General features: G+C 63.3%; 13 protein-coding genes. 7 read left to right on the forward strand and 6 right to left on the reverse strand.

From position 1 onward, the window contains the following. The first annotated feature begins 130 nt into the window (after positions 1–130). The 5 genes from gap to JOE66_RS09415 all read left to right on the forward strand — a co-directional run bounded on the left by gap (position 131) and on the right by JOE66_RS09415 (position 3,943). The gene (gene gap, locus JOE66_RS09395; RefSeq protein ID WP_205108824.1) at positions 131–1,138 is read left to right on the forward strand and encodes a type I glyceraldehyde-3-phosphate dehydrogenase; all 1,008 of its coding nucleotides are present in this window, start codon (positions 131–133) and stop codon (positions 1,136–1,138) included. Between the two features lie 62 nt (positions 1,139–1,200). Beyond that, on the forward strand, positions 1,201–2,418 hold the full coding sequence (locus tag JOE66_RS09400) for a phosphoglycerate kinase (protein ID WP_205108826.1): 1,218 nt from the start codon (positions 1,201–1,203) through the stop codon (positions 2,416–2,418). Then, on the forward strand, positions 2,412–3,215 hold the full coding sequence (gene tpiA / locus JOE66_RS09405; RefSeq protein WP_205108828.1) for a triose-phosphate isomerase: 804 nt from the start codon (positions 2,412–2,414) through the stop codon (positions 3,213–3,215). Before JOE66_RS09400 ends, tpiA begins: the two co-directional genes overlap by 7 nt. Before the next feature lie 98 nt (positions 3,216–3,313). Continuing rightward, positions 3,314–3,565 (forward strand): preprotein translocase subunit SecG, encoded by a 252-nt coding sequence (gene secG, locus JOE66_RS09410; protein ID WP_205108830.1) that lies wholly within the window; start codon positions 3,314–3,316, stop codon positions 3,563–3,565. A gap of 9 nt (positions 3,566–3,574) precedes the next feature. After that, positions 3,575–3,943: an RNA polymerase-binding protein RbpA gene (locus JOE66_RS09415; protein ID WP_205108832.1), complete on the forward strand. Its 369-nt coding sequence runs from the start codon at positions 3,575–3,577 to the stop codon at positions 3,941–3,943. 97 nt (positions 3,944–4,040) lie between these two features. Here the strand turns inward: JOE66_RS09415 and pgl are convergent, their stop codons facing one another. The 6 genes from pgl to tkt form a co-directional block, all read right to left on the reverse strand. After that, a complete protein-coding gene (gene pgl, locus JOE66_RS09420; RefSeq protein ID WP_205108834.1) occupies positions 4,041–4,811 on the reverse strand; it encodes a 6-phosphogluconolactonase in 771 nt (256 codons plus the stop codon). A gap of 21 nt (positions 4,812–4,832) precedes the next feature. Next, the gene (locus JOE66_RS09425; protein WP_205108836.1) at positions 4,833–5,807 is read right to left on the reverse strand and encodes a glucose-6-phosphate dehydrogenase assembly protein OpcA; all 975 of its coding nucleotides are present in this window, start codon (positions 5,805–5,807) and stop codon (positions 4,833–4,835) included. Continuing rightward, complete coding sequence (zwf, locus tag JOE66_RS09430; RefSeq protein WP_205108838.1) at positions 5,804–7,345, reverse strand: glucose-6-phosphate dehydrogenase; 1,542 nt, start codon at positions 7,343–7,345, stop codon at positions 5,804–5,806. Before zwf ends, JOE66_RS09425 begins: the two co-directional genes overlap by 4 nt. Positions 7,346–7,419: 74 nt before the next feature. Beyond that, positions 7,420–9,030, reverse strand: coding sequence for a glucose-6-phosphate isomerase (locus JOE66_RS09435; RefSeq protein ID WP_205108840.1), 1,611 nt, complete (start codon positions 9,028–9,030; stop codon positions 7,420–7,422). Then, a complete protein-coding gene (gene tal, locus JOE66_RS09440; protein ID WP_205108842.1) occupies positions 9,027–10,163 on the reverse strand; it encodes a transaldolase in 1,137 nt (378 codons plus the stop codon). The genes JOE66_RS09435 and tal overlap by 4 nt, the downstream gene beginning before the upstream one ends. A 56-nt stretch (positions 10,164–10,219) precedes the next feature. Continuing rightward, positions 10,220–12,319 carry a transketolase gene (tkt, locus tag JOE66_RS09445; protein ID WP_205108844.1) on the reverse strand — a complete coding sequence of 700 codons (2,100 nt, stop codon included), beginning with the start codon at positions 12,317–12,319 and terminating at the stop codon, positions 10,220–10,222. A 190-nt stretch (positions 12,320–12,509) separates the two neighbouring features. Here tkt and JOE66_RS09450 point away from each other — a divergent pair, with 190 nt between their 5' ends. Continuing rightward, complete coding sequence (locus tag JOE66_RS09450) at positions 12,510–13,430, forward strand: heme o synthase (RefSeq protein ID WP_205108846.1); 921 nt, start codon at positions 12,510–12,512, stop codon at positions 13,428–13,430. Positions 13,431–13,569: 139 nt separating this feature from the next. Then, positions 13,570–14,274: a DUF559 domain-containing protein gene (locus JOE66_RS09455; protein WP_205108848.1), complete on the forward strand. Its 705-nt coding sequence runs from the start codon at positions 13,570–13,572 to the stop codon at positions 14,272–14,274. Positions 14,275–14,319 lie beyond the last annotated feature (45 nt).

Here is a 14,319-nt window from a genome sequence, read left to right on the forward strand (position 1 = left end):
TTCACGCCGCGGGCGGTGCCCGGGTGCTTGCCGCTCTGCATCAGCAGCACTATCTGCACCAAGCACCAAGCACTCTGACTCACGGTAATGAACAACCTGCCCCGCGGGGCCCCAATCACAGGAGCAACACGTGTCTGTCAAGATCGGTATCAACGGCTTCGGCCGCATCGGCCGCAACTACTTCAGAGCAGCCCTCGCCAAGGGCAGCGACATCGAGATCGTTGCTGTCAACGACCTCACCGACAACAAGGCTCTCGCCCATCTGCTGAAGTACGACACCATCGGTGGCCGTCTGAACGCAACCGTCGAACTCGACGGTGACAACATCGTCGTCAACGGCAAGCCGATCCTGGTGCTCGCCGAGCGCGACCCCGCAAACCTCCCCTGGGGCGAGCTCGGTGTCGACATCGTCATCGAGTCGACCGGCCGCTTCACCAAGTCGTCGGATGCCCGCAAGCACATCGAGGGCGGCGCCAAGAAGGTCATCGTCTCGGCTCCCGCCACCGGCGACGACGTGGCGACCCTCGTACTCGGTGTCAACGAAGGCACCTACGACTCTGCCATCCACGACATCATCTCGAACGCCTCGTGCACCACGAACTGCCTCGCGCCACTGGCCAAGGTCTTCATGGACAACTTCGGCATCGAGCGCGGGCTCATGACGACGGTTCACGCCTACACGGCCGACCAGAACCTGCAGGACGGGCCGCACAGCGATCTCCGCCGTGCCCGTGCCGCCGCTGCGAACATCATCCCGACGTCGACCGGTGCCGCCAAGGCACTCGGCCTCGTCATCCCCGAACTCGTCGGCAAGCTCGACGGCTACGCCCTTCGCGTTCCCGTGCCCACCGGCTCGATCACCGACCTCACCATCGAGACGAGCTCGGTCGTCACCGTCGAGCAGGTCAACGCCGCTTACAAGGCCGCCGCTGAGGGCCCCCTCAAGGGCATCCTCAAGTACACCGAAGACGAGATCGTCTCCAGCGACATCGTCGGCGACCCGCACTCCTCGATTTTCGACGCCGGCCTGACCAAGGTCATCGGCAACCAGGTCAAGGTCGCGTCGTGGTACGACAACGAGTGGGGCTACTCCAACCGCCTCGTCGACATCACCGAGTTCGTTGCCGCAAAGCTGTAAAAAGTGTTGCCGGGCCCTGCCCGGCAAGACGGATGTACTCGGATACTCAGAGAAAGTAAGAAGTGACGATACGCACCCTCGATTCCCTCGGGTCGCTCGCCGGTAAGACGGTCATCATCCGATGCGATCTGAACGTGCCATTGAAAGACGGCATCATCACCGACGACGGGCGAGTACGCGCGTCACTTCCCACGCTCCAGGCTCTTGCAGCCCAGGGTGCCCGGGTGGTCATTGTGAGCCACCTCGGGCGCCCTGAGGGCAAGCCTGAAGCGAAGTACAGCCTTGCCCCTGTGGCAGAACGATTGTCCGAGCTTCTCGGTGCCCCGGTGGCTTTCGCGACCGACACCGTGGGCGAGTCTGCTGCTGCCGCAGCATCCGATCTCTCAGACGGCGGATTCGCCCTGCTCGAAAACCTGCGATTCAATGCTGGTGAGACGAGCAAAGACGCGGATGCCCGGCGCACCTTCGCCGAACAACTCATCTCAGCCGTGTCAGCCGACGCCTTCGTCTCCGATGGATTCGGCGTCGTACATCGCAAGCAGGCGAGCGTCTTCGAACTCGCCGAACTGCTGCCGAGCGCCGCGGGCCTGCTCATCGAGAGCGAACTCCACGTTCTCGACCAGCTGACCGAGACGCCTACGCGCCCCTATGCCGTGGTGCTCGGAGGTTCGAAGGTCTCCGACAAACTCGGAGTCATCGGCCACCTCCTGCCCAAGGTCGACACGCTGCTCATCGGTGGCGGAATGCTCTTCACCTTCCTTGCGGCACAGGGCTTCCAGGTGGGCGCCAGCCTGCTCGAGAAAGACCAGATCGAGACCGTGAAGGGTTACCTCGCCAAGGCGAAGGAGCTCGGCGTCACGATCGTCCTTCCCACCGATGTCGTGGTCGCGTCGAAGTTCGGTGCAGACGCAGAACACACGGTGACCTCTGCTGAGACGATCGAAGAGACTCCGTTCGGAGCGAGCGGGCTCGGGCTCGACATCGGGCCCGACACTTCTGCCGCCTTCGCTGCGGTCATCGAGGCCTCGCACACCGTCTTCTGGAACGGCCCGATGGGTGTGTTCGAACTCGCGCCGTTCGCCGAAGGAACCCGTGCAGTCGCCGCCGCACTCACGCGCGTCGACGGCCTCGGCGTCGTCGGAGGTGGCGATTCAGCCGCTGCCGTTCGCGCACTTGGATTCACAGACGACCAATTCGGTCACATTTCAACTGGTGGCGGCGCGAGCCTCGAATTCCTCGAAGGCAAACGCCTGCCCGGCCTGGAGGTCCTCGGATGGTAAACACACAATCACCAGTTGGCCGGCTGCCGCTCATTGCCGGCAACTGGAAGCTCAACCTCGACCACCTGCAGGCCATCGCCTTCGTGCAGAAGCTCGCGTGGAGCCTGAAAGACGCCAGCCACTCGTACTCCGACGTGGAGGTGGCGATATTTCCCCCGTTCACCGACCTGCGCTCGGTGCAGACGCTCGTCTCGGCAGACAAACTCGAACTCGCCTACGGCGCGCAAGACGTTTCGGCGCACGACTCCGGCGCCTACACCGGCGAGATCTCTGGTGCATTCCTCGCCAAGCTCGACTGCGCCTACGTCATCATCGGCCACTCCGAGCGACGCACGCTCCACAACGAGACCGACGAGGTTGTTGCGACGAAGGTCTCCGCCGCGCTGAAGCACGGGCTGGTACCGGTGCTCTGCGTCGGAGAGACCGCAGAAGACCTGGAGAAATTCGGGCCCAGCGCGGTGCCGGTCGCCCAGCTCAAGGCCGCTCTCGCCGGCGTCCCGGCCACAGCGAACATTGTCGTGGCCTACGAGCCGGTCTGGGCCATCGGTTCAGGAAAGGCAGCCACACCTGAGCAGGCAGAAGCTGTCTGCGCCGCCCTGAGAGCCGAGCTCAACACGACGCTCGGTGCCGACGCTGCCGCTGCTACGCGCATCCTCTACGGCGGTTCGGTGAAGGCAGCGAACATCGCGAGCTTCATGCGTGAGCCGAATGTCGACGGTGCCCTGGTCGGCGGGGCAAGCCTCGATCTCGACGAATTCAGCGCCATTGTGCGTTACAAGAAGCACGTAGGCGTGTAGTACTTCAATCATCAAGCTATACTGACTCTTGGTCTGGGCGCAGTTGTGGCCCGGGTGGGGTGCTGAATAGTCATCCCGTTGTCTGTGAAAGGTTTTTCGTGCAAATCCTCCAAGTCGTCTTGCAGGTTGTGACCGGTATCACCAGTCTGCTGCTGACACTGCTCATCCTTCTTCACCGCGGTCGTGGTGGGGGCTTGAGCGACATGTTCGGTGGCGGCGTCACGTCAAACCTCGGTGCGTCAGGGGTTGCGGAACGCAACCTGAACCGTATCACCGTCATTCTCGGGGTCGTGTGGGTCTCCTCGATTGTGATCCTCGGGCTCATCACCAAGTTCGATTCAGGAAATTAGGGGAAAACCATGGCTTCTGGCGGCAGCGCTATTCGGGGTTCGCGCGTTGGCGCTGGGCCCATGGGCGAACAAGACAGAGGGTTTCACGCTGACCGTATCAAGGTCTGCTACTGGGACGCGCTCGGCAACGAGACCGTGCGGTATTTTGCCGCGAACCTCCCGCTCGATGAGATTCCCGAGACCATCGACTCCCCTCAGTCTGGTCTTCCGGCGGGCCGCGACCAGCTGAACCCGCCTTCGGTGGCCAAGCTCGAGCCGTACAAGACACACCTCGCCTACGTTAAAGAACGCCGAACCGAAGAAGAGGCAGCCCAGCTCCTCGAAGACGCACTCGCCCAGCTGCGCGCACGCCGAGGCACCATGACGCCGACTGCGTAGAGCACGACTCTCACTCCACTCAGAGGGAAAGCCCTCCACCCGCAGCTCGTCTTGCTGCCGGTGGGGGGCTTTCTTCGATCCTGGAGTCTCTGCGCGCTCAGTACGACGGTGCAATCAGACTGGCAGGTACTTCGGCAGCAGCTTCGCGATCGACAAAGAAGACGGTGCGCTTCCGCCCCTCGGCCCCGGCGACCGGGACTTCCTCTTCGCTGGCTCCAGCCAGGGCGAGACCGAGCGCTGAGGCCTTGTCCGCCCCTGCGAGAACCAGCCAGATGCGATCGGCTGACTGGATGACCGGCAGCGTCAGACTCAGCCGAAGTGGCGGGGGCTTGGGCGAGTTGCGCACCGCGACCACCGTCGCCGTGCGCTCCGCGATACCCGAGAGCCCCGGGAAGAGCGAGGCAATGTGGCCGTCGGGGCCGACTCCGAGAAACATGATGTCGAAACGCGGGTACAGCGAACCCTCATATGCCGCATCGACGAGCGCTGCGGCATATGCCGCAGCGGCCTCGTCGATGTCGGCTATCTCGTCTGTCGAGGCGAACGCATGGATCTTTTCTTTGTCCACAGGAATGTGGTCGAGAAGCGCGTCCCGAGCCTGCAGATCGTTGCGGTCGGGGCTGTCTGCCTCAACGAAGCGCTCGTCACCCCACCAGAAGTGGATCCGAGACCAGTCGACATTGTTCTGGGCCGGGGAGTCGCGAATGGCTGCAAGCACCGCCGTGTTCACACTCCCACCACTCAGAACGACATGAGCCACGTCGTTCTCATCGAGAATGTCGATGATCTTGGTGATGAACCGGGCGGCAACGGCCCCCGCCAACGAGTCCTTATCCGAGTGAACGAGAACGCGACGATCAGTTGTCATGTACTTCAGCCTTCGTTGCTACTATGGACGGCTCTGAAAGCCTACTTCTGACGATTCGAAGAGCTCACTAAGCCCCACCGAGATCACTTCACCATACAGGTCGTCAGGGTCGAGCCTCCGCAGCTCCTCTGCGAGGCAGTCGCGGAGATTCCGCCTCGGCAACGCGAGCGTGTGCGTTGGCTGGTCCGGCTGAATCAGCGTCGCCACGTTCGGCACCTCGCGGGTGAGGTCGATCGTTCCGGAGGCCCGGACGAGTTTGACACTGTGAATTCCACTTGAACCGTTCGCCCGCGCCGTGAGGCCATAGCTGACCGGCACCTGGAGTTGGTGACCGAGCCATGCTGCCAGAAGCAACGTCGACGGCGAGTCGGAAGCACCCTGGACCTCAACTGAGAGAACCGGCTCGTACGGCGGCTGGTCGAGAACAGCAGCGAGTTGTGCCCGCCACAGGGTGAGTCTCGTCCAGGCGAAGTCCGTATCACCGGGGGAGTACGACTCCGAGAGCCGAATCAGTGACTCTACGGGATTCGAATGGTTGGAGGCATCCGTGATTCGTCGTTGTGCAATCCGGCCGAGACTCGAGGTCGAAACCGTGTCGGGCGAGTCGCCGGGCCACCAGACCACAACAGGTGCATCGGAGAGCAGCAGCCCGGTGACGAGCCCCTCTTCATCAGATGCGGCCGCGCCGTAGGCCTTGAGCAGAACAACCTCACTTGCTCCGGCGTCGCCGCCGACGCGGATCTGGGCGTCGAGCCGAGCTCCGCGTCCGGAGCGGGCACCGTCGGTTTCGCTGTCGGTCGACACCACGATCACCCGCATCGGATGCTCGCGCGAGGCCTCATTCGCCGCCTCGATGGCGTCTTCCTCGTGGCCGAGGCTCGTGCGGATGATCAGCGTCAGAACACGCCCGAGAGCGACAGCGCCACCCTCTTCACGGATCTTGACCAGTGCTTTCGATATCTTGGCGATATTGGTGTCAGGAAAATCGACGATCATGGGCGTCTCCAGGTTCTTCCGTCGCGGGACAAGAGTTCATCGGCCGATTCAGGCCCCCAGGTGCCTGGGCGGTATTGGTCGGGTTGCCCCTGCGTCGCCCAGTATTCCTCGATCGGATCGAGAATCTTCCACGACAGTTCGACTTCCTGGTGGCGCGGAAACAGGGGTGGGTCGCCGAGGAGAACGTCGAGAATGAGTCGCTCGTACGCTTCGGGGCTGGCCTCGGTGAAGGCGTGGCCGTAGCCGAAGTCCATGGTCACGTCGCGAACCTGCACGCCGGCACCGGGCACCTTCGACCCGAACCGGATCGTCACACCCTCGTCGGGCTGAACGCGGATGACGAGGGCGTTCTGACCGAGCTCCGACGTCTGGCTCTCTGCGAAGAGATGCTGCGGTGCTCGTTTGAACACCACGGCGATCTCGGTGACGCGGCGACCCAGGCGCTTGCCCGCCCGGAGATAGAAAGGAACACCGTTCCAGCGGCGAGTGGCGATGTCGAGGCGGACCGCGGCGTAGGTCTCTGTTGTCGATTCGGGGTTCATCCCGTCTTCCTCGAGGAAGCCCGGCACGTACTCCCCGCCCTGCCAGCCACTGGCGTACTGGCCCCTGGCGGTCGAATGGCTGAGGTCCTTGGGCAGTTTCACTGCCGCGAGCACCTTCTCCTTCTCGGCGCGAAGGTCTGCAGCGTCGAACGAGATGGGCTCCTCCATCGCCGTGAGCGCCATGAGCTGAAGCAAGTGGTTCTGGATGACGTCGCGGGCTGCGCCGATGCCGTCATAGTAGCCGGCGCGGCCACCCACGCCGATGTCTTCGGCCATGGTGATCTGCACGTGGTCGACGTAGTTCGCGTTCCAGATCGGTTCATAGAGCTGGTTCGCGAAACGCAGGGCGAGGATGTTCTGAACGGTCTCCTTGCCGAGGTAGTGGTCAATGCGGAAGACATCATCGGGGGCAAAGACCGACTCGACCACGTCGTTGAGCTCGCGAGCGGTCTTCAGGTCGCTCCCGAAGGGCTTCTCGATGACCACCCGCCTCCACTCGCCCGGCTTGGGGTGTGCAAGGCCTGACCGTCGCAGCTGCTCGGTGACCAGGGGGAACGCCTTCGGCGGAATCGACAGGTAGAACGCGTGGTTGCCCTTTGTTCCCCGTGATTCATCGAGCTCGGCGATCGTCTCCTTGAGGTGCAGGAACGCAGCGTCGTCATCGAATTCTCCCGAGACGAAGCGGATTCCTTCGGAGAGCTGGCGCCACACGTCTTCGTCGAAGGGAGTACGTGCATACTCCTTGACCGCGTCGTGCACGACTCGCTCGAAGTCCTGGTCCTCCCAGTCACGCCGCGCGAAACCGACGAGAGAGAAGCCCGGCGGCAGAAGCCCTCTGCTTGCCAGGTCGTAGACCGCAGGCATGAGCTTCTTGCGTGACAGGTCGCCGGTCACACCGAAGATGATCAGGCCACTGGGGCCGGCGATCCGGTTGAGGCGCCTGTCTGTGGGAAGCCTGAGAGGGTTGTACTCCGGAGTGATTTCTACCGGTGACATCGTGCTCCTTGCGTAGTGCTGATGCTGGTGTGCGCGAGACTCAACGGGGTGCCTCGCGCACAGGTGTTGAGAGACTACTGAACGGCCTCGAACAGGGTCGAAACGTTCGCTGACGGGTTGGTCAGGTTGAGCCGGAGCACAGGCTGACCGTGGGCTTCGAGCACGCTCGCGTCTCCGGCGGCCTGCGCCTGGATGAGCTGGCCGAAGGTGAACGGGCGATTCGGCACCTCGAGGTCGACACCGGCGTTCTCCGTGATCTGGAGGAACACACCGATTGCCGGGCCGCCCTTGTGGAACTGGCCTGTCGAGTGAAGAAACCGCGGCCCCCAACCGAAGGTGACCGGGCGGTCGATCTTCGAAGCGATCGCGTCACGCAGCTCCGCGAGTTCCGGCAGCGCTAGACGGTCGACGTACGCCTGAATGCCGACGTAGCCGTCTTCCGGCGTTTCGGCCAGCAGTCTGTCGATGGCTGCGGCGACGGTCTCGACTCCAGAGACCACTGATGCCGTGCCGAGCACCTCGATGCCGCCGGCTGTGAACGCTGGTGCCTCCGGTTCGGGCTGGGCGTCGAGGAGCCCCCTCGTTGCGATCTTCGCCGATTCGACATCGGGCTGGTCGAACGGGTTGATGCCGAGCAGGCGCCCAGCAACAGCCACTGCGTACTCCCAGGTGAGGATCATGCCGCCGAGTGAACCGCTCATGAGGATCTCGCCCTCGTGACGGTTCTGCGGCAGGATGTGGAACTGGTCGGCATCCTTCACCAGTCGTACAACCTGCAAGTCAGCCAACTTCTCTCCCAGTTCGGGGGAGTGGGTGTCGAGAACGACGGGCAGCAGACCACGACCGATCTTGCCGGTCGATTCGGCGACGAGCTGTTCGGCCCAGTCGGCGAAGCCGACGATGTGCGTTCCGTCGGCGACGATACCGAGCTTGTTCTTCAGCGGAACCGTGCCGGCGATCGCCGCACCGAGAATGAGCCCCGGGTTGTCGGAGTCATCGTTGGCGAGGTACAACTCGATCGCTTCGGCCTCGTCGAGCAGTTCTCCGATGTCCGCACCAGCCAGGCCAGAGGGAACCAGACCGAACGCGGTCAGCGCAGAATACCGGCCACCCACGTTCGGGTCTGCCGTGAAGAACCGGTAGCCGGCCTCCTTCGCCGAGGCCTCGAGCGGAGAGCCCGGGTCGGTGACGATGATGATGCGGTCCCTGGGATCGATCCCGATCTCACGAAAGGCCTTCTCATACGTGCGACGCTGGCTGTCGGTCTCGACAGTCGAGCCGGACTTCGACGAGACCACGAGGGCACTCGTCGCGAGCCTGTCGGCAAGCGCTGAGGCGACCTGTCCGGGGGCGGTGGAGTCGAGCACAGTGAGCTCGACTCCGGCGGTGCGGGTGATGACCTCAGGCGCGAGGGATGATCCACCCATCCCCGCGAGTACGATGTGGTCGACCCCCTGAGCCTGAAGGTCGCTACGAAGCTGTACGATTTCGGCCACGAGCGGTCGTGAGATCGAAACCGCTTCCGTCCAGCCGAGCCGCTTGGCTGACTCGGCCTCGGCCTCAGCACCCCAGAGGGCGGGATCCTGGCTCGTGATGCTCGAGGCGACGAGGTCGGCCACGAGAATCGGCACCTGGGTCTCGACGGCCTGTTTCACCAAGCCGCTGACGTGGATCCGAACGCTCACTTCGAGGTCTCGGAGGTGGCCGCATCCAGAGCCGTCTGAACGGTCTCGAGAAGTTCGTTCCACGACACGATGAACTTCTCGACGCCCTCTTTCTCCAGCAACTCAGTGACCTCTGCGTACGAGATGCCCTGGGCTGCAACAGCGTCGAGCACCTTGTTCGCGGCCGCGTAGCTGCCTGAAATGGTATCGCCGGCGATGATGCCGTGGTCGAAGGTCGCGTCGAGCGTCTTCTCTGGCATGGTGTTCACAACCTCGGGCGCGGCGAGTTCGACGACGTAGGTGGTGTCGAGAACAGCAGGATCCTTCACACCCGTCGACGCCCACAGCGGGCGCTGCTTGTTGGCACCGGCAGCGAGGAGCAGCTTCGCACGCTCCGTGGTGAAGGCCTGCTCATACACCTCGTAGGCGAGCTGGGCGTTTGCGACGCCGGCCTTGCTCTTGAGGGCGAGGGCCTCGTCTGTCCCGATGGCAACGAGTCGCTTGTCGATCTCGAGGTCGACGCGCGAGACGAAGAACGACGCCACAGAGTGGATCTTCGAGAGATCCAGGCCGGCGGCCTGGGCCTTCTCGAGGCCGGAGAGATACGCATTGATGACGTCACGGTAACGCTCGAGGCTGAAGATCAGCGTGACGTTCACGCTGATGCCCGCCGCGATGGTCGCAGTGATGGCCTCGAGGCCCTCGATGGTAGCGGGAATCTTGATGAGCACGTTCTCTTTGTCGACCTTGTCGAACAGCTCTTTCGCCTGCTTGATGGTGGCGGCAGCGTCGTTCGCAAAGCCTGGCTCCACCTCGATGGAGACGCGGCCGTCGAAACCAGCCGTCGCGTCGTAGATCGGGCGGAAGATGTCGCAACCTTGTGCAACATCTGCCGTGGTGATCTCGAACACCGCGTCGGTGACGCTGAAGCCCTTGGCCGCGAGTTCGCGGACCTGCTCGTCGTAAGCCTCACCCTTGGCGAGAGCGGAGGCGAAGATCGACGGGTTCGTCGTCACTCCGACGACGTTCTTCTCTGCGATGAGCTTCTGCAGGTTGTCGGTGCGCAGTCGCTCACGCGAGAGGTCGTCGAGCCAGATGCTCACGCCGACGGCGGAGAGCTGGGCGGTGGGTGAAGCAGTCTGTGTGTCAGTCATGTCTTGTCTCCTTGAATGAACGAGAAATCAGTGAAAGGGTGCCCGGATGACCGGAACTAGGCCTGAAGCGAGGCGATCGAGGTCTTGGCGGCTTCGATCGCAGCACCGGTCGTCATGCCGAACTCACGGAACAGCGTCTTGTAGTCGGCAGAGGCACCGAAGTGCTCGATCGACACGCTCTTGCCGTGGTCGCCGACGTATCCGCGCCAGGTCAGCGACAGCCCCGCCTCGATGGAGACACGGGCCTTGACAGCAGTGGGGAGAACCGATTCGCGATACTCGGCGGTCTGCTCTTCGAACCACTCCAGGCACGGGGCAGAGACGACACGGGCGTTGATTCCGTCGGCCTTCAGTAGTTCCCGGGCTTCGACAGCGATCTGCACCTCGGAGCCCGTGGCGATGAAGATGACATCAGGCGTGCCATTCGGAGCCTCGGCGAGCACGTAGGCACCCTTCGCCACGTTCTTCGCCGACGCGAAGACCTCGCCACTGGCGTCGCCCTCACCACGCTCGAAGGTGGGGATGTTCTGGCGGGTCAGCGCGATGCCAGCCGGCCCATTGCGACGCGAGAGGATCGTCTTCCACGCCCAGGAGACCTCATTGGGGTCGCCGGGGCGCACAACATCGAGACCCGGAATCGCACGAAGTGTCGAGAGCTGCTCGATCGGCTGGTGAGTCGGCCCGTCTTCGCCGAGGGCGACGGAGTCATGGGTCCACACGAAGATCGACGGCGACTTCATCAGCGCAGCCAGTCGAACGGCCGGGCGCATGTAGTCGGAGAAGATCAGGAACGTGCCACCGAAGGGCCGCGTGTTGCCGTGCAGCACGATTCCGTTCAGGATCGCACCCATCGCGTGCTCACGGATTCCGAAGTGCAGCACTCGGCCGTAGGGGTTGCCCGTCCACTCGTGTGTCGAGTGCTCGGCAGGTACGAACGACCCGCCACCGTCGATCGTCGTGTTGTTCGACTCAGCCAGGTCGGCAGAGCCGCCCCAGAACTCCGGCATGACGCCGGCGATAGCGTTGATGACCTTGCCGGAAGCAGCACGGGTCGAGACCTCTTTGCCGGCTTCGAAGACCGGCAGGACCTCGTCGAATCCCTCGGGCAGGTCGCCGAGCAGAACTCGGTCGAGCAGTGTCTTCTTCTCAGGGTTCGCCGACGCCCAGGCATCGAAGCCCACACGCCATTCGTCGTGAGCGTCTTTGCCGCGCGTCAGAGCCTCGCGGGTGTGCTCGATGACCTCGTCAGAGACTGCGAAGGTTTCTTCGGGGTCGAAACCCAGAACCTCTTTCAGGCCCTTCAGCTCATCGGCACCGAGTGCCGAACCGTGAATCTTGCCCGTATTCTGCTTCTTCGGGCTCGGCCAGCCGATGATGGTCTTCAGGATGATCAGGCTGGGCTTGCTCGTCTCGGCCTTCGCGGCCTCGATCGCGTCGTGCAGTGCCGCGACGTCTTCGACGTACAGCCCCGTCTTCTTCCAGTCGACGACCTGAACGTGCCAGTGCAGCGCTTCGTAGCGGGCCTTCACGTCTTCGGTGAAGGCGATGTTGGTGTCGTCCTCGATCGAGATCTGGTTGCTGTCGTAGAAGGCAATCAGGTTGCCGAGCTGCTGGTGACCGGCGAGAGACGATGCCTCGTTGGTGATGCCCTCTTCCATGTCACCGTCGCCGGCGATGGTGTAGATGAAGTGGTCGAACGGGCTGGCGCCGGCAGCAGCATCCGGATCGAACAGGCCACGCTCGAAACGCGAGGCGTACGCGAAGCCCACAGCAGAGGCGAGACCCTGGCCGAGCGGGCCCGTGGTGATCTCGACGCCGTCGGTGTGGCCGTACTCGGGGTGACCCGGTGTGAGCGAACCCCAGGTGCGCAGCTTCTTCAGGTCGTCGAGCTCGAGGCCGTAGCCACCGAGGTAGAGCTGGATGTAGAGGGTCAGCGAGCTGTGGCCGACAGAGAGAATGAAACGGTCACGGCCGATCCATTCGTTGTCACTCGGGTCGCGGCGCATCTCCTTCTGAAAGAGAAGGTAAGCCAGCGGTGCGAGGCTGATAGCGGTACCAGGATGACCGTTGCCGACTTTTTCGACTGCATCTGCAGCGAGTACCTTCGCTGTGCTTACAGCTTTGTCGTCAAGAGAATCCCATTGAAGTGTCGCCACGAGGTATATAGCCCTTCTTAAGTTGCCTGTGCGGTGGGGGAAAAGACTCCCGGGCAACATTGGGCCGCAGGTGATTCCCACCTCGCATACAAGTATAGAGATCGGCGGAGTGCCCGAACCCGCCGATAGCCGACTTCTACACGCCGTAAAGTAGAGTGGACTTCGTATGTCAGACGCAGTTAGAGGAGTTATGGACGTAGCTGTAGAGGGACGGATCTCGCATCCGCGAATCAGCGCAGGCCAGAAGGCCAGAGCCTACGTCGCGTTGACGAAACCTCGAGTCATGGAGCTGCTGCTCGTGACCACGGCGCCCGTGATGATCCTGGCCGCGGGAGGCATCCCGAATCTGTGGCTCGTTGTCGCCACCCTGATCGGCGGGGCCCTGTCTGCGGGCAGTGCCGGAGCCTTCAACTGCTACGTCGACCGTGACATCGACCGCGTAATGGAGCGCACCAAGGGTCGGCCGTTGGTGACGGGGGAGCTGTCCGACCGCGAGGCGCTCGTCTTCGCGTGGGTTCTCGCCGTCGGTTCGACGCTCTGGTTCGGTCTTCTCGTCAATTGGCTTGCGGCGCTGCTCTCGGTGATAGCGATCGTGCTCTACGCGGTGGTCTACACGATCATCCTGAAGCGCAACACCTCGCAGAACATCATCTGGGGCGGCACCGCAGGCTGCATGCCCGTGCTCATCGGCTGGGCCGCTGTGACTAACTCGCTCGACTGGCCGGCCTGGATTCTCTTCGGCGTCATCTTCCTGTGGACGCCTCCCCACTACTGGCCCCTCTCGATGCGCTACAGCGAGGACTACAAGGCCGTGGGCGTGCCGATGCTCGGGGTCACGCGTGGCCGCGCCGTCGTCGGGCTGCAGACCATCCTCTACGCGTGGGCGACCGTCGCGTGCTCGCTGCTGCTGATCCCGGTTGCATCGATGGGCATCGTCTATTCGGTGGCCGCCGTCGCTTCGGGCGGCTGGTTCATCTACGAGACCCACCGCCTCTATGGTGCCGCGATCCGCCACCGGACCGTGCAGCCGATGCGTGTCTTCCACGCCTCCATCACCTACCTCACCATCCTCTTCCTGGCCGTAGCCGTAGACCCCCTCCTCCCCTTCTAACCCACCCCCCATCGACTTTCCCGAAACTGTCGGTGACCGCAGGCCCGATCGACAGATTCGGGCAAATGGATGACCGGGGATCCGGGTGGGGTGTGGATAAGTCGCGCGGGGCTGGTGCAGAACCACGCAGAATTGGCGCATGAACTCATTGCGTCCACTCCCGCCTGGCGCGGCTTCGGGTGCCGTCGTCGTCGCCGCGCCGGCGCCGCTCAATGCCACGCGCGCTTTTGGAGCGTGCGGCCGTCAGGTCAGCGACCGTCGCGTTCGGGCAACTTGGCTAGGATGCCTGGTCGTCGCTGACGCCGCTTCGACCTGGCTGTCACTGGCGACCGAACTGCGTCTGAACGACCTCATTGCGGTCGGCGACTTCCTCGCCCATCGCCCGGTATATCCGAAGCCGGGTGATCGACGGCCGTTCGTCACACTCGAGGAACTGGCTTCACGCGTCGACGGTTTTCATGGGCGTGGCAAGAGACGGGCATCCGAAGCGCTGTCGCATCTGTGCACCGGAGCAGAATCACGGCCTGAGACACTGCTGCGCATGCTGATCCACGATGCGGGCCTGCCGCCACCGATGGTGAATCCCGAAGTTCCGGATGCTCGGGGTGACGTCATCGGTCGAGCCGACCTGGTCTACCCACAGTGGCGCCTCATCGTCGAGAACGACGGCGACCAACATCGCACCGACGACTGGCAATACGATCGCGACATGGTTCGCCACGAACGTTTCCACCTCGCCGGGTACGTGCACCTGCGCATCCGCAAGCGCGCACTCTTTGTCACGGCCGCCCTCACAGCTGCCCGCGTCGAAATCGCCCTGCGCAGCTGCGGCTGGGCACCCTGAGGTCCCTCATTCCGTATCGACTTGTCGCGTTCTGTCGGTGATGAA

The sequence above is a fragment of the Subtercola frigoramans genome, assembly GCF_016907385.1.
GTDB classification, from domain to species: domain Bacteria; phylum Actinomycetota; class Actinomycetes; order Actinomycetales; family Microbacteriaceae; genus Subtercola; species Subtercola frigoramans.

Coding starts and splice junctions, on each gene's coding strand:
- JOE66_RS09425 (WP_205108836.1), bottom strand. CDS start 5,807: ATGATCGTCGATTTTCCTGACACCAATATCGCCAAGATATCGAAAGCA.
- JOE66_RS09455 (WP_205108848.1), top strand. CDS start 13,570: ATGAACTCATTGCGTCCACTCCCGCCTGGCGCGGCTTCGGGTGCCGTC.
- zwf (WP_205108838.1), bottom strand. CDS start 7,345: ATGTCACCGGTAGAAATCACTCCGGAGTACAACCCTCTCAGGCTTCCC.
- tpiA (WP_205108828.1), top strand. CDS start 2,412: ATGGTAAACACACAATCACCAGTTGGCCGGCTGCCGCTCATTGCCGGC.
- tal (WP_205108842.1), bottom strand. CDS start 10,163: ATGACTGACACACAGACTGCTTCACCCACCGCCCAGCTCTCCGCCGTC.
- pgl (WP_205108834.1), bottom strand. CDS start 4,811: ATGACAACTGATCGTCGCGTTCTCGTTCACTCGGATAAGGACTCGTTG.
- JOE66_RS09450 (WP_205108846.1), top strand. CDS start 12,510: ATGGACGTAGCTGTAGAGGGACGGATCTCGCATCCGCGAATCAGCGCA.
- JOE66_RS09415 (WP_205108832.1), top strand. CDS start 3,575: ATGGCTTCTGGCGGCAGCGCTATTCGGGGTTCGCGCGTTGGCGCTGGG.